General features: G+C 69.6%; 14 protein-coding genes. 9 read left to right on the forward strand and 5 right to left on the reverse strand.

The features are described 5' to 3' along the window. Positions 1–64 precede the first annotated feature (64 nt). Genes DEJ08_RS02380 through DEJ08_RS02390 form a run of 3 tightly spaced genes read left to right on the forward strand, consistent with a single transcriptional unit; the run spans position 65 to position 3,094 of the window. Positions 65–1,402, forward strand: a complete 1,338-nt coding sequence (locus DEJ08_RS02380; protein ID WP_181438920.1) for a hypothetical protein — start codon at positions 65–67, stop codon at positions 1,400–1,402. Beyond that, complete coding sequence (locus DEJ08_RS02385; protein WP_181433329.1) at positions 1,399–1,992, forward strand: arsenate reductase/protein-tyrosine-phosphatase family protein; 594 nt, start codon at positions 1,399–1,401, stop codon at positions 1,990–1,992. The genes DEJ08_RS02380 and DEJ08_RS02385 overlap by 4 nt, the downstream gene beginning before the upstream one ends. Next, complete coding sequence (locus DEJ08_RS02390; protein ID WP_258366987.1) at positions 1,970–3,094, forward strand: glycosyltransferase; 1,125 nt, start codon at positions 1,970–1,972, stop codon at positions 3,092–3,094. The genes DEJ08_RS02385 and DEJ08_RS02390 overlap by 23 nt, the downstream gene beginning before the upstream one ends. A gap of 83 nt (positions 3,095–3,177) precedes the next feature. Here the strand turns inward: DEJ08_RS02390 and DEJ08_RS02395 are convergent, their stop codons facing one another. After that, the gene (locus DEJ08_RS02395; RefSeq protein WP_111053873.1) at positions 3,178–4,323 is read right to left on the reverse strand and encodes a glycosyltransferase; all 1,146 of its coding nucleotides are present in this window, start codon (positions 4,321–4,323) and stop codon (positions 3,178–3,180) included. Between the two features lie 97 nt (positions 4,324–4,420). Between DEJ08_RS02395 and DEJ08_RS02400 the strand changes: the two genes are divergently transcribed. After that, positions 4,421–4,882: a DUF3060 domain-containing protein gene (locus tag DEJ08_RS02400; protein ID WP_111053872.1), complete on the forward strand. Its 462-nt coding sequence runs from the start codon at positions 4,421–4,423 to the stop codon at positions 4,880–4,882. 151 nt (positions 4,883–5,033) lie between these two features. Here DEJ08_RS02400 and DEJ08_RS02405 read toward each other — a convergent pair whose 3' ends face one another. Continuing rightward, a complete protein-coding gene (locus DEJ08_RS02405) occupies positions 5,034–8,672 on the reverse strand; it encodes an Ig-like domain-containing protein (protein WP_181438919.1) in 3,639 nt (1,212 codons plus the stop codon). 265 nt (positions 8,673–8,937) lie between these two features. Here DEJ08_RS02405 and dnaK point away from each other — a divergent pair, with 265 nt between their 5' ends. The 4 genes from dnaK to DEJ08_RS02425 all read left to right on the forward strand — a co-directional run bounded on the left by dnaK (position 8,938) and on the right by DEJ08_RS02425 (position 13,048). Continuing rightward, positions 8,938–10,803: a molecular chaperone DnaK gene (gene dnaK, locus DEJ08_RS02410; protein ID WP_071404963.1), complete on the forward strand. Its 1,866-nt coding sequence runs from the start codon at positions 8,938–8,940 to the stop codon at positions 10,801–10,803. A 2-nt stretch (positions 10,804–10,805) separates the two neighbouring features. Further along, complete coding sequence (locus DEJ08_RS02415; RefSeq protein WP_083404289.1) at positions 10,806–11,465, forward strand: nucleotide exchange factor GrpE; 660 nt, start codon at positions 10,806–10,808, stop codon at positions 11,463–11,465. Between the two features lie 41 nt (positions 11,466–11,506). After that, on the forward strand, positions 11,507–12,511 hold the full coding sequence (locus DEJ08_RS02420; protein ID WP_017886377.1) for a DnaJ C-terminal domain-containing protein: 1,005 nt from the start codon (positions 11,507–11,509) through the stop codon (positions 12,509–12,511). A 126-nt stretch (positions 12,512–12,637) separates the two neighbouring features. Beyond that, on the forward strand, positions 12,638–13,048 hold the full coding sequence (locus DEJ08_RS02425) for a heat shock protein transcriptional repressor HspR (RefSeq protein ID WP_027464889.1): 411 nt from the start codon (positions 12,638–12,640) through the stop codon (positions 13,046–13,048). Between the two features lie 70 nt (positions 13,049–13,118). Here the strand turns inward: DEJ08_RS02425 and DEJ08_RS02430 are convergent, their stop codons facing one another. After that, positions 13,119–15,167: an Ig-like domain-containing protein gene (locus DEJ08_RS02430; RefSeq protein ID WP_111053870.1), complete on the reverse strand. Its 2,049-nt coding sequence runs from the start codon at positions 15,165–15,167 to the stop codon at positions 13,119–13,121. A 121-nt stretch (positions 15,168–15,288) separates the two neighbouring features. Here DEJ08_RS02430 and DEJ08_RS02435 point away from each other — a divergent pair, with 121 nt between their 5' ends. Next, complete coding sequence (locus tag DEJ08_RS02435; protein WP_071404391.1) at positions 15,289–16,434, forward strand: class I SAM-dependent methyltransferase; 1,146 nt, start codon at positions 15,289–15,291, stop codon at positions 16,432–16,434. Positions 16,435–16,506: 72 nt separating this feature from the next. Here the strand turns inward: DEJ08_RS02435 and DEJ08_RS02440 are convergent, their stop codons facing one another. Next, positions 16,507–17,337 carry an aldo/keto reductase gene (locus DEJ08_RS02440; RefSeq protein ID WP_111053869.1) on the reverse strand — a complete coding sequence of 277 codons (831 nt, stop codon included), beginning with the start codon at positions 17,335–17,337 and terminating at the stop codon, positions 16,507–16,509. Positions 17,338–17,410: 73 nt separating this feature from the next. Next, entirely contained in the window at positions 17,411–17,830 is a 420-nt protein-coding gene (locus DEJ08_RS02445) for a hypothetical protein (RefSeq protein ID WP_027464885.1), read from the reverse strand. Positions 17,831–18,035: the final 205 nt, after the last annotated feature.

Raw genomic sequence — 18,035 nt, forward strand, 5'->3', positions numbered from 1 at the left:
TTCGATGTGTGATACTCATAGTAGTTGATATGAAATATTAAGCAACCAAGTGGAGGAAGCCCGGATGACCGTCCTCGGAGCCGTGCTCCTCGTCGCGCTCGGCGTCGGACTGACGGTGCGTCGTGAGTGGTTGCCGGTGATCATCGGGGCGGCCGCCGGGTTGCCGTACTCCGCGGGCGTCGTCGTCGGGGGGAACGGCGTGCCGCTGTTCACCGTCGCGGCAGCAGCCAGCGCCTGCGCACTCCTCGGGACGCGTCGGCTGGGGACGTCGCACTGGACTGCGAACGCCTTCGCCGTCTTCCTCGCGTGGACGACGGTGATCACCGCGGTGGCTCCGTGGCTGTTCGGCGGCATCCGGGTGCTCGTCTCCCGCGGTGGTGTCGATCACCAGGTGGCCGACCCCGGTGTGCTCGCCTACACGGTGAGCAACGGCGCACAGCTCGCCTACCTGCTCCTCGCCGCCTGCTGCACGCTCTACCTGGTGCGCGTCCGGGGCGCCGTCCTCGCGGTCGGTGTCGCGCTGGTGGTGGGGACGGTGACGACGAGCATCCGCGGGTTCCTCCTCCTGTTCCGAGCGGACGTGACGGCTCCCCTCTTCGACACCCTGCCGAACGTCGCGTACGCCTGGACCACGACGGAGGACCGGTTGCGCGGGGTCTTCAGTGAACCGAGCGAGCTCGCCGCGTTCTCCTTGCCCGCGGTCGCGTTCTTCGTCGTTGCGGCGCTGCGCTCGACGGGCCGGGCCCGGTTCCTCTGGTCCGCGGCAGCTGCCCTCGCGTGCTCCAACCTGCTGCAGGCGTCGTCGGGCACTGCCGTCGTCGCATCCGCCGTCGTGATCGGTTTGGGCATCGTCGTACTGGCCGTCCGGTACGTCGTCCGCGGTGGTGTCGGCACCCCGTGGCTCGTCATCGGCGTGCTCACCGTGGCCGTGGTCGCCCTCGTCGCCGGTGACCACCTGCTCGCGCCGATCCAGGAACTCGTCGTCGACAAGGTGGACAGCAAGTCGTACGACTCCCGGACCGGGGCGGACACGTTCAGCTGGGGCGTCCTCGCGGACACGCTCGGGATGGGCGCCGGCATCGGCAGCAGCCGGCCGTCGTCGTTCGGCATGTCCCTGTTGTCCACCGTCGGCGTCCCGGGCACCGCGGCGTTCGCGGCACTCGTCCTGGGCATTATCGCCAACGCGATCCGGCGTCCGGGCACGGTCGCGGCGGCCACGGCACTCGTCGCGTTGCTCGTCGCCAAGGTCGTCGGGACGCCCGACTTCTCGACCCCGGTCCTCTGGGTCCTGATCGCGGCCTGCGCGACCCCGACGTGGGTTCCGACCGCCGTCCCCGCCCTCCGGCCCTCGATTCCCACCCTCCGGCCCACCGTCCCCGCACTGACAGGAACTCGATCGTGATCGCCATCCTCATCGTCTGCGAAGGGAACGTCTGTCGTTCTCCCTACGTCGAACGCGTGCTCCAGGCCCGCCTGGACGCTGTCGCCCCAGGAGCGTTCCAGGTGTCGAGCGCGGGGACCGCCGCCGAACCCGGGGCAGCGATGTTCCCGCGCTCGTCCGACGCCGTCCTGCGCCACGGAGCAGACCCCTCCGGCTTCGCAGGGACGCCCCTGACGGCACGCGTGCTCGACGGCCCCGCGCTCGTGCTCACCCTGGAACGCCAGCACCGTGCCGCGGTGCTCGACATCGCTCCCGCGCTGTTGCGGCGGACGTTCACGCTGCGCGAGTTCGAGCGGCTCGTCCGTCCGCTCCTCGATCAGGACGCCGTCGGCGCGGGGTTCTGGGACGACTTCCCCAGGTTGGTCGCAGGTTCACGACTCGGCACCGCCCCCACCGACCCAGAGACGGACGACATCACCGACCCGGTCCGCGGGGACGACGCCGACCACGCCCGGATGTGCGCCCTGGCCGACGAGGCGGTCGACGCCGTCGTCGCCTGTGCCGCACGAGCGACGGAAGGAGCTCGCGATGCGCGGACTGCTCGTGCATGAGTGGATCGAAGCGGTCGGCGGCGCCGAACGTGTCCTCGACGCCATGGCGGACGAGTACCCGGACGCCGACCTCTTCGGCCTCTGGAACGACGCCCCGGGCCGGTACCCCGGCCGGAGGGTGATCGAGAGCGCCCTCGCGCCGACGCCGCTGCGGGGGCGCAAGGCCCTGGCTGTCCCGTTCCTCCCCGCGCTCTGGTCGCACGGGCTGCGCGACCTCGGGCCGTACGACTGGGCGCTCGTCAGTTCGCACCTGTTCGCACACCAGGCCCGTGTGCCCGGGGTCGATCCCGAGCGCCAGTTCACCTACGTGCACACGCCCGCGCGGTACCTCTGGAACCCGGAGCTCGATGCCCGCGGCACGTCCGTCGCCGCACGGCTCGCGGGCCCCGCGCTCCGCGCAGTGGACCGCCGTCGGGGCGGGGCGCTCCGGCACGTCGCTGCCAACAGCCGCTTCGTGCAGCAGCGCATCCGCGCGAGCTGGGACGTCGACGCGGTCGTGATCCACCCACCCGTCGGGGTCGAACGGCTCACCGCTGTCGACGACTGGGCACGGGAGCTCGACGACTGCGAGCGTGCCCTGCTCGAGTCGTTGCCCGCGGGATTCCTGCTCGGGGCCTCCCGGTTCGTGCCGTACAAGCGACTCGAGGTGGTGATCGAGGCCGGCCGGGCATCTGCGCGACCGGTGGTGCTCGCCGGAGACGGACCCGACCTCGAACGGCTCCGGGCGCTCGCCGCGGACTCGGACGTCGACGTCCGCATCGTCGTCCGGCCGTCCGACGCGCTCCTGGCGGCGCTACTGCAGCGTGCGGCCGTCTACGTGTTCCCGCCGGTGGAGGACTTCGGCATCATGCCGGTCGAGGCCATGGCGCTCGGCACGCCGGTCGTCGTGAACGCTCTCGGCGGCGCGTGCGACTCGGTGGAGCCCGACCGGAGCGGCGTCGTCCTGCACGACTTCGCCCCGTCGACGCTGCGGTCGGCCGTCGAAGCGGCGGCGGCACTCGACGGTGCGGACTGCCGAGAGCGGGCCGACACGTTCTCCACCACGCGCTTCCGGCGCGAGATCGGTGCGTGGACCGGGATCCCGAGCGCCGTCCGTTCCTGACGCGCGCCGGCCAGGAGGCCCGCCCTCCGTCGCCGGGTCGACCCGCGACAGGCGACGCGCACGTGCAGTGCCGCCGTCCGGCGTCAGCGGGCGGTCGCCACCAGGATCGCCTCGAGCTGCGCGACGACGCGGGGGAGATCGAACCGTCTGGCGGTCCGACGGCCGTTGTCGGCGAGCAGGCCCCGGGCCTCCTGGTCGTCTGCCAGTCGCACCATGGCGGACGCGAGCGCTGCGACGTCACCGGGCGAGACGAGGAGACCGTCCCGGTCGTCGGTGATGATCTCGGCGGGGCCACCCGCGTCGCTGGCGATCACGGCCCGGCCCAGCGCCATCGCCTCGATGACGACCTGGCCGAACGGCTCTGCGCGTGTGCTGGCGTGGACGACGACGTCACATGCGGCCATCTCGGCGGCGACGTCGTGCTGGTGCCCACGGAAGTCGACGGAGTCGCGGACGCCGAGGTCGGACGCGAGTGTGTGCAGCGCCCGGGCGAACGCATCGTCGGCACAGAACAGCGGTGCGCCCACCAGGCGGAGTCGCGCGTCGGGGTCGAGACCGGCTGCGCGGGCGGCCGCGAAGGCGCGGAGGACGACGTCCTGCCCCTTCCACGGCGTGAGGCGTCCGACCATGCCGATCGTGAACGCCGAAGCGGTGCGTGGCGCTGCTTCCGCCGGGACGGACACGGGGCAGGCGACGACGGCGACGGGCCGGGGCAGGCGCCCGAGCGACCGCGCCGTGGTCCGGGAGTTCGCGACCACCGTGCGGGGGAGGACCGCGAACGCGAGCCGGAGCAGTGTCGCATTCGCTCGTGACGACCCATCGGCACCGACGAGGTCGTGTGCGTGGGCGACCACGGGGATCCCGGCCTGCCGTCCGGCGAGTCCACCCCAGATGTGCGCCTTCGCCGAGTGGGTCGTGAGCACGTCGACGCCGAGGGCGCGCAGGATGCGGGTGAGCTCGTGGGTGGCGCGGAGTGTGCTGACCGTCTTCGCGAGGAGCCCGGCTCCCGCCCCGGCGGTGTGATTCCGGACGGTCGCATCGAGGTGCACGACCTGACAGCGCACCCCGGAGTCAGCGAGGAGTCGTTCGAGCGGGCCGTGTTCACCGAGGATCACGATCGGTTCGATCCTCGTGCACGAGGCGGTCACGCGGGCGACCAGCAGTTCTGCCCCGGAGAGGGCTGCGGAGTGGCTGAGGAAGGCCACCCGAGGCAACCGATCAGTTGTCATGCATTCAGCATATCAAGTATTGTATAGAACGTGACATACAAATGTCCTCGGGTCCGCTGACGCGCCCGACATCTCCCGCTCCAGATCGGAACACACCATGGCCCTGAGCTCCCATCCCCCCGTCCGCCGCCTGCTCGTCACCGGACTCACCGTCGTCGGCATCCTCGCTGCAGTGACCGCGTGCTCCGGCACCGGCGACGACAAACCGACCCAGAAGCCGAGCGCGAGCGCGACGGCCAAGGCCGACAAGCAGGTCTTCTCGAACCCGCCCGCCGACATCGAGAAGGTCCAGGCCGGGTGCAAGGACGGCAAGGCCGTCGTCGACCAGGCCAACAAGGACGTCACCGTCGGGGACTGCGCGTCGGTGGAGATCACCGCGGGCAACGCGGTCGTCCACCTCGGGAACGTCGAGGAACTCGTCGTCTCCGGTTCCATCAACGACATCGCCGCGAAGCAGGTCGGCTCGGTGCGGGTGACCACCGACGGCAACCGCCTGACGAGCGACAACGAGCCGAAGATCAGCGACGACGGCGAGGACAACGTGTTCCGCACGCGCTGATCGTCACGCACGCAGAACGACGAATGCCGCCGGCCCGAGGCCGGCGGCATTCGTCGTTCTGTCCCGCTGCTCTCCTCGAGCATCGCGGTTGACGCACGGGAACGGGCGCCCCTCCTGGTGGAGGGGCGCCCGTCGCATGGTGCTGGTGGTGTTACCGGATGACGTTGATGGTGCGCTGGTCAGCAGGGCCGTTGAGGTTGCCCTTGGTGATCTGCTTGGTGAACAGCGTGTACGCCTGCGGGGTGAGGGTGCGCTCGACGGAGATCGTCCAGGCGCCCTGACCGTTCACCGTTGCGGAGCCGAGGCGGCTGACGGTGCCGTTCAGGACGACCTTGGCTCCTGGGGCACCGGTTCCCGTGAACACGACCTGGTCGCCGCGGAGGGTCCCGCCGTTGCCGGGGGTCTCGATGACGAGGTCCGCGGGCGTGCCGTAGTCGAGCGTCGCGGTCTTGGGCGCCGAGACCGTGCCGTTGACCGTCTGGGTGACGGTGAACGTGCGGACGCCGGCGACGGTGGCCGGGATCGTGACGGAGTACTGCCCGTCGACGGCCTTGACGCTCTCGATGACCGTCGTGCCTTCGCGGACGATGACGTCTGCCCCGGTCTGGGCATTGCCCGAGACGACGGCGTTCTGCTCGACGTCCTGCACGAAGACCCCGTTGGCCGTCAGTGCCGTGATCTGCTCGTTGCGGACGGTGACGGTGATGTTGACGCGCTGGGTGAGGCCGCCCTTGCTGGTCTGGAGTGCGTGGAGGGCGTAGACCGCCGGGTTGAGCTGGCGGGAGACGTCGACGGTCCAGGCGCCGTCGGTGATCTTGGTGTCACCGATGGAGGAGGTGTTGCCGCGCATGTCGAGCTTGGCGCCGGTGGCTCCGGTGCCGGTGAAGCGGATGGAGCCGTTGGTGACGGTGTCGCCGTTGGCCGGGGTCTGGATGACCGGGGCTGCGGGGTTGCCGTAGTCGAGGGAACGGTCCAGTGGTGCGGAGACCTGGCCTCGGACGGTCTGGGTGACGGTGAAGTCGTTGACGCCGAAGTGGGCCTTGTTCGCGGGGATCGTGATCGTGTAGCGGCCGTTGGTGGCGACGGCGGTGCCGATGGTGTCGCCGTTGCTGTCCTTCACGGTGACGGTTGCGCCGGGGTTGGCGGAGCCGGTCATCGTCGCGGGCAGGTTCTCGTCCGTGGTGTTGAACGCGGCGGTCGCGGTCAGCGGAGCAACCGGAGCCTCGTTGCGGACGGTGACGGTGATGTTGACGCGCTGGGTGAGGCCGCCCTTGCTGGTCTGGAGTGCGTGGAGGGCGTAGACCGCCGGGTTGAGCTGGCGGGAGACGTCGACGGTCCAGGCGCCGTCGGTGATCTTGGTGTCACCGATGGAGGAGGTGTTGCCGCGCATGTCGAGCTTGGCGCCGGTGGCTCCGGTGCCGGTGAAGCGGATGGAGCCGTTGGTGACGGTGTCGCCGTTGGCCGGGGTCTGGATGACCGGGGCTGCGGGGTTGCCGTAGTCGAGGGAACGGTCCAGTGGTGCGGAGACCTGGCCTCGGACGGTCTGGGTGACGGTGAAGTCGTTGACGCCGAAGTGGGCCTTGTTCGCGGGGATCGTGATCGTGTAGCGGCCGTTGCTGGCGACGGCGGTGCCGATGGTGTCGCCGTTGCTGTCCTTCACGGTGACGGTTGCGCCGGGGTTGGCGGAGCCGGTCATCGTCGCGGGCAGGTTCTCGTCCGTGGTGTTGAACGCGGCGGTCGCGGTCAGCGGAGCAACCGGAGCAACCGGGGCCTCGTCGGTGATCGTGATCGTGATCGGTGCCTGCGTCGTGAGGCCACCCTTGGTGGTCTGCACGGCGCGCAGGTTGTAGACGTTGTTCGACAGGTCGATTGTCACCGGTGCGTTCCAGGTGCCGTCGGCGACGGTACCGGTCGCGATGGCTCGGACGGAACCGCGGACATCGATACGAGCGCCGTTGTCACCCGTGCCGGTGAAGGTCAGGCCGTTCTTCTGGACCGTCGAGCCGTTCTCCGGGCTGGTGATGCGGATCGGTGCCGGCATGCCGTAGTCGAGCGAGACGTCCTTCGCGGGCGAGGTCGTGTCGTTCTTCGTCTGGGTGACGGCGAAGTCGTTGACGCCGGTGTGGGCGAACGACGGCGGGACCGGGATGGAGTACTTGCCGTCGACGGCCTCGGTGCGGCCGACCTCGTTGCCGAGGCTGTCCTTGACGATCACGGTCGCGCCGGTGGTGGCGTCGCCGGAGATCGTGGCGGGCTTGGTGACGTCGTCATCGAACGCGCCGACCGCGGTGAGCTCGGTCGTGAGCGGGTTCGTCGCGACCGTGAAGGAGACCTTCTCGGTGCTCGGCGCCCCGGCGAGCGGGGTCTGGGTCACGTCGAACTCGTAGGAGCCGTCCGCGAGGTCGGCGGCTGCGGGAACGCTCCAGGCGCCGTCCTCGACGACGGTGGTCGCGATGAGGTTGTCGTCGGCGTCGCGGATCTCGATCGTGGCGCCCTCGTCGCCGGTACCCGAGAACACCGGGCGCTTGGAGTCGACCGTTGAGTCGTCGGCCGGGGTGGTGACGACGAGTGCATCGGGTGCCGGAACCTCGGCGTCCGTCACGGTCGTGGTGGTCTTGCCCTGTGCACGGAAGTCGTTCGTGCTGCTCGTGCCCGTGAAGTCGAAGTCCATCGAGCTGGAGCCTTCGGGGGCGTCCTCAGCCGCGGCGACGTCGATCATGAAACGGTACTGCTGGTCGGCCGGACGCTCGCTGGACCAGTCCGCGTCGAATGTCAGGGTCGTGTTGTCGTTCGACAGTCGGCCGTCGGTGAGCGGGATGGACGTGGAAGCGTTCCACGCGGTGTTGCCGACGCGACGCCATGAGCCCTGCACGGTGTCCTGCTCGGAGAAGGTCGCACCATCCGGAGCGGTCAGCACGACCGTGCCCTTGGTGCCGGTACGCGCTTCCCGGTTCTCGACGACGAACGGGACCTGGGTGGTCTCGCCGCGCTCGAGTTCGACGGGACCCTGGTCGACGCCAACGAGCGTGCCGCCCTCGACGATCGTCGCGGTGACGGTCTTCTGGTCGACCTGCGCGTTGTTGAACCGCTGCGTTGCGACGAGGGAGTTGGCTCCGACGGAGAGTCCCTCGACGGTCATCGACCAGTTGCCACTCGAGTTGACGTTGGCGACCTTGCTGCCGATCGTCACTGTGCCGTTCGGAGTCGCCGTGCCCGACACCTCAGCGGTCTTCGCGATGTTGTTCACCTTCGTCACCTGCGCGGTGAGTTCACGCGTAGTTGTCATCGTCGAAGTGGTGAGCGTGTACACCGACCCATTTCGGTGCAGCGCGAACGATCCACCGGTATTGCCGACCAGCCCGAGCTCACGGCCGTCGGGCGCGACCACCTTGCCAGCCGACGTGATAGTCCAGTTCTGCGCGCTGGAACCGTTGCATGCGGCGAGTGCAGGATAATCGCTCGCGGTCAGGCAGCGATCCGATCCCTCGATCTTGATGGCGCCGGGTTGCCCGATTGCCGGGAACGAATACGTACTCGCACGAGCTGCCGCCGACGCGTACGACTCGCCGACGTAGGGTGAGGTGTAACGGTCGCCGGTGATGCCCCAGTAGTTCACGTTGCCCTTGAAAACGAACTTCCCGATCATGGCGCTCTGCGTCGATACTTTCGTTGTCGAGGCAGCAGTTGCGGCGGGGGCACCGAAGGACAGGCCGGACACGATGGTGGCAGCGGCCAGCCCGGCCGCACCCATGGACTTGAGGGCAGTCGATGCCCTCTTCTTGTGAGACATGTGCATCTTTCAGGACAGGCCGCGCGACGGCGGCTGTGCGGGAAGGGGCACGCCCGTCAACAGACTCTGACGGCGCATGTGTATTCAGAATATCACGTGAAATACCAACATACGAACGTGCTAACAACCGGGCGTCTGGGCTGGGAGTTGAGTGGGACTGGCGCAGGTTTGCCCTCCCTGAAGTTGACTCCAGTCGACTCAGGAGTAGAGTTGAGCCCATCGGACGCAAGTCCAACGACTTACCCCCAAGCAAGAGGAGCAACACATGGGACGTGCAGTAGGCATCGACCTCGGAACCACCAACTCCGTCGTCGCAGTTCTCGAAGGTGGCGAGCCCACCGTCATCGCCAACGCCGAGGGCATGCGCACGACGCCCTCGATCGTGGCGTTCACCAAGGACGGCGAGGTCCTGGTCGGCGAGACCGCGAAGCGCCAGGCCGTGACGAACGTCGACCGCACCATCGCGTCGGTCAAGCGTCACGTCGGCACCGACTGGACCACCGAGATCGACGGCAAGAAGTACACGCCGCAGGAGATCTCGGCCCGCACCCTCGGCAAGCTCAAGCGCGACGCCGAGCAGTACCTCGGCGAGGACGTCACCGACGCGGTCATCACCGTTCCGGCGTACTTCAACGACGCCGAGCGTCAGGCCACGAAGGACGCCGGTGAGATCGCCGGCCTCAACGTCCTCCGCATCATCAACGAGCCGACCGCGGCCGCACTGGCCTACGGCCTCGACAAGGGCAAGGAAGACGAGCTCATCCTGGTCTTCGACCTCGGTGGTGGCACGTTCGACGTCTCCCTGCTCGAGGTGGGCAAGGACGACGACTTCTCGACGATCCAGGTCCGCGCGACCTCCGGTGACAACCGCCTCGGTGGCGACGACTGGGACCAGCGCATCGTCGACTACCTGGTCAAGAAGTTCAAGGACGAGCACGGCGTCGACCTGTCCACGGACAAGATCGCCAAGCAGCGCCTGAAGGAAGCGGCTGAGCAGGCCAAGAAGGAGCTGTCGTCGCAGATGTCGGCGAACATCCAGCTCCCGTACCTGACGCTCACCGCCGAGGGCCCGCTGAACCTGGACGAGACCATCTCGCGCGCACAGTTCGAGCAGATGACCTCCGACCTGCTCGACCGCACCAAGAAGCCGTTCAACGACGTCATCAAGGAAGCCGGTGTCTCCGTCAACGACATCGCCCACGTGGTGCTCGTCGGTGGCTCGACCCGCATGCCCGCCGTGGCCGAGGTCGTCAAGTCGCTGACCGGTGGCAAGTCCCCGAACCAGGGCGTCAACCCGGACGAGGTCGTCGCCGTCGGTGCCGCACTGCAGGCCGGTGTGCTGAAGGGCGAGCGCAAGGACGTCCTGCTCATCGACGTCACGCCGCTGTCGCTCGGCATCGAGACCAAGGGCGGCCTGATGACGAAGCTCATCGACCGCAACACCGCGATCCCGACCAAGCGCAGCGAGACCTTCACGACCGCTGACGACAACCAGCCGTCGGTCGCGATCCAGGTCTTCCAGGGCGAGCGCGAGTTCACCCGCGACAACAAGCCGCTCGGCACCTTCGAGCTCACCGGCATCGCACCGGCTCCCCGTGGCGTCCCGCAGGTCGAGGTCACCTTCGACATCGACGCCAACGGCATCGTGCACGTGTCCGCCAAGGACAAGGGCACCGGCAAGGAGCAGTCGATGGTCATCTCCGGCGGTTCGTCGCTGCCGAAGGAGGACATCGAGCGCATGGTCCGTGAGGCCGAGGAGCACGCAGCCGAGGACAAGGCCCGTCGCGAGGCCAACGAGCGTCGCAACCAGGCCGAGCAGCTCGTCTACTCGATCGAGAAGCTCATCAAGGAGAACGACGAGAAGCTCCCCGCGGACGTCAAGTCCGAGGTGCAGGCCGACGTCGACGCGCTCAAGTCCGCGCTCGCGGGCGAGGACGACGACGCCGTGAAGTCCGCCTTCGACAAGCTCAACGAGTCGCAGGGCAAGCTCGGCCAGGCCATCTACAGCCAGCAGGACGCAGCAGCCGGCACCGCCGGTGGCGAGCAGCCCGCGGGTGAGCAGCCGGCCGACGACGAGGACATCGTCGACGCCGAGGTCGTGGACGACGAGGACGACAAGGACAAGAAGTAACGATGACGGATCCCAAGGACAACGCGCCCAACGAGGACGAGCCCCAGGTCGAGGGCGACGCCACGAACGCTGCCGAGCCCGAGGACCTCATCGAGGCGGAGGGGCCCGACGTCGAAGTACCGACGGACGGCCCCGCCGCCGGGGGCCCGGCGGCGGATGCAGCGAACGACCTCTCCCCGGAGGACGAAGCGCTGCTCGCCGACGCCGCCCGCGGCATCGCCGAGGACAAGCTGAGCACCGAGGACCGCGACCTCGTCGCCGAGATGCGTGCGGACATGCTCCGTGCGCAGGCCGAGCTGGTGAACTTCCGGAAGCGCGTCGAGCGTGACCGTGAGGCCAACCGCGAGGTCGCCATCGCCGAAGTGGTGCGGGCACTGCTGCCGGCGCTCGACGACCTCACCCGGGCCGAGGCCCACGGTGACCTCGCCGAGGGCCCGATGCAGGTCATCGGCCAGAAGATCCGCGGGGGCTTCGAGAAGTTCAAGCTCGTGCAGATCGGCGAGAAGGGCGAGGCGTTCGACCCGAACATCCACGAGGCGATCGTCCAGCTCCCCACCCCGGGTGCCACCGGACAGACCGTCGCGGACGTCGTCGAGCCGGGCTACAAGCTCGGTGAGCGGGTCCTCCGCGCGGCCAAGGTCGCGGTGGCGGTCCCGGCCTGAGCCGGGTCCCCACGGTGACGACAGAAGAAGGCAGGTGATCCATGGCCAGTCAGGATTGGTTCGACAAGGACTTCTACAAGGTCCTCGGCGTGTCCAAGGACGCCTCCGACGCCGAGCTGAAGAAGACGTACCGGAAGCTCGCGCGGCAGTTCCACCCGGACTCCAACCCGGGTGACGCCGCCGCCGAGAACCGCTTCAAGGAGATCAGTGAGGCGTACTCGGTGCTCTCCGACAAGGAGCAGCGCCAGGAGTACGACCAGGTCCGCGCCATGGGCTCCGGCGCTCGCTTCACGGCGGGCGGCGGGGGCCAGGGCGGGTTCGAGGACGTCTTCGGCGGGATGTTCGGACAGCAGGGCGGTGGCGGACAGCGTGTGCGCTTCGGCCAGGGTGGCCCCGGCGGTGCCGGCGGCTTCGAGGACATCCTCGGCGGGATGTTCGGCGGGGGTGGTGGCTTCGGCCAGACCTCCGGCGGCTACCGCGGCTTCGGTGGGCCGACGAAGGGCCGCGACGTCACGGCGTCGACGACCCTCGACTTCACGACCGCGATCGCCGGTGACACCGTCAAGCTGTCGCAGGGCAACGGTCGACCGGTGAACGTCCGCATCCCCGCGGGTGTCGCCGACGGTCAGAAGATCCGTCTGCGCGGCCGCGGCGAGCCCTCGCCCGACGGTGGTGAGGCAGGTGACCTCGTGGTCGCCGTGTCGGTGCGGAAGCACCCGGTGTTCGAGCGCGACGGGCTCAACCTGCGCGTGGACGTCCCCGTGACGTTCACCGAGGCAGCGCTCGGCGCGACGATCGAGGTCCCGACGCTCGGCGGTTCGCCCGTGAAGCTCAAGGTCGCGCCCGGCACGCCGTCGGGTCGCGTCCTGCGCGTCAAGGGCCGCGGCGTCACGACGAAGAACGGCACGGGCGACCTGCTCGCGACCGTCCAGGTCGCGGTGCCGTCACACCTGTCGGACAAGCAGCGCGAGGCCGTCGAGGCACTCGCGGCTGCGCTGCCCGACGAGAACCCCCGCGAGGACCTCCTCGCCAAGGCGCGCGACTAGCGCGCACGCAACCACAGCAGTAGACCGGTCTGGAGGCCCGGCGCGGCTCCGTCAGGAAGCCGCACCGAGCCTCCAGGCTGGTTTCCACCCCACGCGGACGACGGAAAGGAACGCGCCATGACCGACATGGACGAGAACTCGCCCGTCTTCGCGATCGCGGTCGCTGCGGAGCTCGCCGAGATGCACCCGCAGACGCTGCGGCAGTACGACCGGCTCGGCCTGGTCGTGCCGGGCCGCACCCGGGGTGGGTCGCGGCGGTACTCGATGCGCGATGTCGTGCAGTTGCGCGAGATCGCGCGCCTCGGCTCCGAGGGGGTGTCGCTGGAGGGGATCCGGCGGGTGCTCGACCTGGAGAACGAGAACAAGGCGCTGCGCGACCGGGTGCGCGAACTCGAGTCGGCGTTGGCCGACCAGCTCATCAACCGGCCCGGCGCGCGGGTCTTCGCCGCCACCGCGAGTGGTGCGGCGATCTCCCTCAAGGCGGGGTCGCGGCCGCAGCGGAACACGCAGATCGTGCTGTACCGCGGGCCGCGCTGACGCGGACCGACAGGCGAACGCCCCCGGTGACCGAGTGGTCACCGGGGGCGTTCTGTGTGGGCTGTGTGGCTTACTTGACGGTGAAGCGGACGGGGAGCTCGCTGGTGGCGTTGCCGGGGGTGGTCTGCTTCGCGGTGAGGGCGTAGCTGCCACGGCCGAGGTCGATGTTCGACGCCACGCTCCACTTGCCGTCGGCGCTGACCTCCGCGGTCGCGACGACGCGGGAGGTGCCACGGATCTCGATCGTCGAGCCGACCTGGCCGGTGCCGGTGAAGGTGGGGCGGGGGCCGGTGGCGGTGCCGTTCATCCCGGGGGACGTCACCGTCAACGGCGCTGCCGTGGCGGTGATGGAGAAGCGGACGGGGGCTTCGCTGGTGGCGTTGCCGGTGGTGGTCTGCTTCGCGGTGAGGGCGTAGCTGCCACGACCGAGGTCGATGTTCGACGGGGCGGTCCACTTGCCGTCGGTGTTGACCTCGGCGGTCGCGACGACGCGGGAGGTGCCGCGGATCTCGATCGTGGACCCGGCCTGGCCGGTGCCGGTGAAGGTGGGGCGGGGGCCGGTGGCGCTGCCGTTCATCGCGGGGGTCTCGACCACGATCGGTGCAACGGAGTCGTTCTCGGTGGTGAAGGCGATGTTGCGCATCACCGACGTGCGGCCGTCGGCGGTGGTCTGCGTGAACGTCAGGTCGTACCCGGCCGTGCTGGTCAGGTCGGCCGAAGCCTTCCACGTCCCCACGCCGGAGCGCGCACCGGTCACGGGCGTCTTGAAGAGTTCACGGCCGCGCTGATCGGTGGCGGTGATCGTCGCGCCGGCCTCGGCCGTTCCCTCGAACGCGCGAGCGCCGGGCGTGTAGGTGTTCTCGTCCGTGACGCCGTCGACCTGCAGGAGACGGGGGAGGGCCACGCGCTCCGACAGGGAGGAGAACCCCTGCCCGTCGAAGCCGAGGTTCGCGATCTCGAGCTGCTTGCCGGTCTCCTGCGCGCGGATGACGTAGCTCCAGAGGTCGTTGTGCGCGATGCCGTCGACGACGCGATCGCCGTCGAGGATCCAGAGGCCCGGCGCCCCGTCGGGTTCACCGACGACCTGGACCCGGCCGTCGGTGTGGACGAACACCGATCGTAGCGTCGGCTTCGGCACGGACGCGTCCGTCGGGAGCTGCGCGAGCGGGGCTGCGGTGCGGCTCGAGGGCGTCCCGTCCGCGGCCTTGGCGACGACGTAGACCGTCGAGCCGATGCGCTCCTGCGGGATCTGCGCGACGTAGCCGGTCTTGGCGAGTGTCGCGTCCGCGATGGTCGCTCCCGATGCGTCCTGGACGACGACCGAGTCGACGGAGTCCGCGTACTCGCCGGTCAGCACGAACGAGCCGTCCAGTCGCCGTTCCGTGGTCTCGAGGCTGGGTGCGGCCGGGGCGTCGTTCGCGGTCGGTGCGAACCGGACGTCGCGCAGCTCGTTGGTCCGACCGTCGGGCGTCGTCTGCGTGAGGGTGATCACGTGGTCGGCGTCGGCGAGGTCGGCGTCGGCACTCCAGGAGCCGGTGCCGGCGCGCGAGCCGCTGGCCTTGGCCGTGAAGAGGGTGTCACCGGACGCGGTGTCCTTCGCGACGATCGTGGCTCCTGCGGTCGCACTGCCGGCGAAGTGGGTCGTGCCCGGCGTGAACGTGTTCTGCTCCTGCAGCCCGTCGATGCGGATGCTCCGCGGCATCGGGACCCGCTCGCCGCGGGTCTGCGTGCCGTCCGCGGCGGTGTGGACCCGGATCACCTCGAGCCCGGCGTCCTGGTGACGGTCCTGCACGTTCAGGAAGAACAGGCCGCCTCCCGTCGAGCGGTCGTAGGCGGTGTTGCCGATGACGAGCCAGACGTCGTCGCCGCCGGCGTCCCCGGCGACGGTGCGGGACCCGTACGGCGTGCTCCAGTCCTGGTAGAACTTCGGAGCTGTCAGCGCGGGGTCGACGGGGATCGAGTCGAAGTCGGGATTGTCCTCCTGCACGGTGGAGCCCGCCGATGCCGCGGGAGTGGTGGTGGCAGCGGTGGCGACGGCGGGCGTCAGCAGGCCGAAGCCGAGGGAAGCGGTGAGGACACCGCAGACGACTGCGGCGCTCCGGAACGAGGTGGATGCCATTGGGGGCTCCTTCTGGTGGGGGATTCCCAGTGTATTGACATGTGAAATACACAGCCTGTTGATATCGCGAGTGCGATCACCACTCGCTCCGGTGCGGGCCGCCGCCGGGTACGCTGACGCGGTGCCAGACTTCGCCGACCTCTTCCGCCGACGCGACGACGACGCGCCAGACCTCATCGCGATCGACGGCACCGACCGCTTCCTGCTCGACGAAGCCCCGCACGTGCACGGCGACGCGCTCCGGCAGCCCGGCGAGGTCGCGGTCGTCGACGACCGGTACGGGGTGCTGACGCTCGGCCTCATCACGCAGTACGGCGCGAGCGACATCCGCGTCGTGCAGGACTCCCTGGTGGGGGAGCGGGCGCTCGAGGCCAACGCCGGCACGTTCGGGCTGCGCGGCTTCCACCACCCCGACTCGCTCGAGGACGCGTTCCGCGACGTGCGGCTCGTGGTGCTGCGGCTGTCGAAGTCGCACGATCGCCTCGACGAGATCGCCCGCGCCGTCGCCCGGTTCGCCGCGCCCGACGTGGTGCTGCTCTGCGGCGGCAACGTGAAGTACATGCACGTGACGCAGAACGACGTGCTCCGGCGCTCGTTCGGCGAGGTCACGGCATCACGAGGCCGTGGCAAGTCGCGACTGCTCATCGCGCAGGACCCGCTCCGCGCACAGGCGAACCGCGCCGCCACGACGAACCCCTGGCCCCGGTCGGTGCACGTCGACGACCTCGGCATGACCCTGGTCGCCCACGGGGGTGTGTTCGCCGGGACGTCGCTCGACCAGGGCACGCGGGTGCTGCTCGACGCGATGGACCAGGCGGTCCCGACCGCGCGCACGATCGTGGACCTGGGGAGCGGCAACGGCGTCATCGCGGCTGCGGTCGCTCGTCGGCGACCGTCGGTGCGGGTGATCGCCACCGACGTGTCCCGGATCGCGGTCGAGTCGACGCGCGCCACGGCGGAGGCCAACGGCGTTGCCGACCGGGTGACGGTGCTGCGGACCGACGCGGGCGACGAGCTCGCGGAGGGGTCCGCACAGCTCGTGCTCTGCAACCCGCCGTTCCACGCGGACACCACGGTGACCACGGACACGGCCGAGGCGATGTTCCGGAACGCGGCCACGATCCTCCAGGCCGGTGGTGAACTGTGGTGCGTCTGGAACACGCACCTGCGCTACCGGCCGGTGCTCTCGCGCCTGGTCGGTCCGACCCGGGAGGTCGTCCGGACCCCGAAGTTCACCGTGACGGCCTCGGTCGCGACCAACCGCTGACCGGCCACGGACGGCGAGAGCCGCCCGGGCTGACCCGGACGGCTCTCGCGACGTGGTGCGGTGGGGGACCGATCAGGCCGGCACGTAGTCGAACGTGTCGGGGTCGGGGCCCGTGCGGTGACCCTTGTCGAGGGCGGTGATGTCCGTCATGTCCTCGTCCGAGAGCTCGAAGTTGAAGATCGCGAAGTTCTCCTCGACGCGGGCACGCGTGACCGACTTCGGGAACACGATGTCGCCGCGCTGGATGTGCCAGCGGAGGACGACCTGGGCCGGGGACTTGCCGACCGACGAGGCGACGCGGGTGATGGTCTCGTCGTCGAGGACGAGGCCCTGCGCGATCGGGGACCAGGCCTCGGTCGCGATGCCGAGCTCGCGGTTCACGGCGCGGAGCTCGTCCTGCGCGAGGTACGGGTGCACCTCGATCTGGTTGACCGACGGCGGGACGTCGGTCTCGGCACGCAGGCGGTGCAGGTGGTGCGCCTGGAAGTTCGAGACACCGATCGAGCGGGCGGTGCCGGCGTGGTACAGCTCCTCGAGGGCCTTCCACGTCGGGACGAAGTCCGAGACGGTGGGCAGCGGCCAGTGAATGAGGAACAGGTCGGTGTAGCCGCCGAGCAGGTCGGCCGACTTCTTGCCGTTCTCCAGCGCCGCCTCGGGGGCGTGGAAGCCGTTGTTGAGCTTCGAGGTGACGAAGATCTCGGAACGGTCGATGCCGGACTCGGCGATCGCCTCGCCGACCTCCTTCTCGTTGCCGTACATCTCGGCGGTGTCGATGTGGCGGTAGCCGACCTCGAGCGCGGCCAGTGTGGCGGCCTTCGTCTCGGAGGGGTCGATCTGGAAGACACCGAAGCCGAGCTGCGGGATGGTCTTGCCGTCGTTCAGGGTGATGTTCGGAACGGTCATGGTGTCATGCAACCAAACGCCCCTCAGCGCCCATTCCGCCAACACCCAGGAACGGCGACCCCGGGCGTGCCGTTCAGGCGAGCGCAGCCGTGATGTAGGCCTGGAGTGCCTGGCCGTACGCGATCGCCGGCACCTCGGACGCGAAGCTGCGGTCGGCCCCGCCGATCGTCGCCGTCACGGTGAAGACCACGCGACCGCCGACCTGCACGCGGGTCAGTCCGATGAACGACGGCCCGAGCAGTTCGCGCAGCTGGTCCTCACGGGGGAGCCAGAGCGACTCGGTGGCGGTGACCGAGTCGAGCGCCCACTCGGTGGTGCCGTTGAAGCCGAGGATCGTGCCGGTGGGGGAGTCGTGCCGTTCGACGGTCATCTCGGACACCGTGTAGACGTCGTCGTCGATGCCGGGCTTGTCGATCACGAACCGGTCCCCGGTCTCGGGGTGCCAGCGGAGGCCGGCGTCACGGAGGGACCTGGCGAGTTCGACGGTGATCACGTTCCCACCTTGCCCGCGCGACCCGCCCCTGTCACCACCTAGGTTGCCGAAAGCATCCCGTACTAGCATCGCCGAGCACCCCTCGCGCGAGCGCAACCCGTTCGTGCGCGCGACGTGACGACGCCCGGGCAACCGGTGCCGAGCCTCCAGGCCGTGGGAACCGGCCGCGGGTCGGACCGCCGGTCGGCGTCCCCGACCGAGGCTG

The sequence above is a fragment of the Curtobacterium sp. MCLR17_054 genome (assembly GCF_003234335.2).
Classification (GTDB): domain Bacteria; phylum Actinomycetota; class Actinomycetes; order Actinomycetales; family Microbacteriaceae; genus Curtobacterium; species Curtobacterium flaccumfaciens.

Coding starts and splice junctions, on each gene's coding strand:
- DEJ08_RS02420 (WP_017886377.1), top strand. CDS start 11,507: ATGGCCAGTCAGGATTGGTTCGACAAGGACTTCTACAAGGTCCTCGGC.
- DEJ08_RS02440 (WP_111053869.1), bottom strand. CDS start 17,337: ATGACCGTTCCGAACATCACCCTGAACGACGGCAAGACCATCCCGCAG.
- DEJ08_RS02395 (WP_111053873.1), bottom strand. CDS start 4,323: ATGACAACTGATCGGTTGCCTCGGGTGGCCTTCCTCAGCCACTCCGCA.
- DEJ08_RS02405 (WP_181438919.1), bottom strand. CDS start 8,672: ATGTCTCACAAGAAGAGGGCATCGACTGCCCTCAAGTCCATGGGTGCG.
- DEJ08_RS02425 (WP_027464889.1), top strand. CDS start 12,638: ATGGACGAGAACTCGCCCGTCTTCGCGATCGCGGTCGCTGCGGAGCTC.
- DEJ08_RS02380 (WP_181438920.1), top strand. CDS start 65: ATGACCGTCCTCGGAGCCGTGCTCCTCGTCGCGCTCGGCGTCGGACTG.
- DEJ08_RS02430 (WP_111053870.1), bottom strand. CDS start 15,167: ATGGCATCCACCTCGTTCCGGAGCGCCGCAGTCGTCTGCGGTGTCCTC.
- DEJ08_RS02415 (WP_083404289.1), top strand. CDS start 10,806: ATGACGGATCCCAAGGACAACGCGCCCAACGAGGACGAGCCCCAGGTC.
- dnaK (WP_071404963.1), top strand. CDS start 8,938: ATGGGACGTGCAGTAGGCATCGACCTCGGAACCACCAACTCCGTCGTC.
- DEJ08_RS02400 (WP_111053872.1), top strand. CDS start 4,421: ATGGCCCTGAGCTCCCATCCCCCCGTCCGCCGCCTGCTCGTCACCGGA.
- DEJ08_RS02390 (WP_258366987.1), top strand. CDS start 1,970: ATGCGCGGACTGCTCGTGCATGAGTGGATCGAAGCGGTCGGCGGCGCC.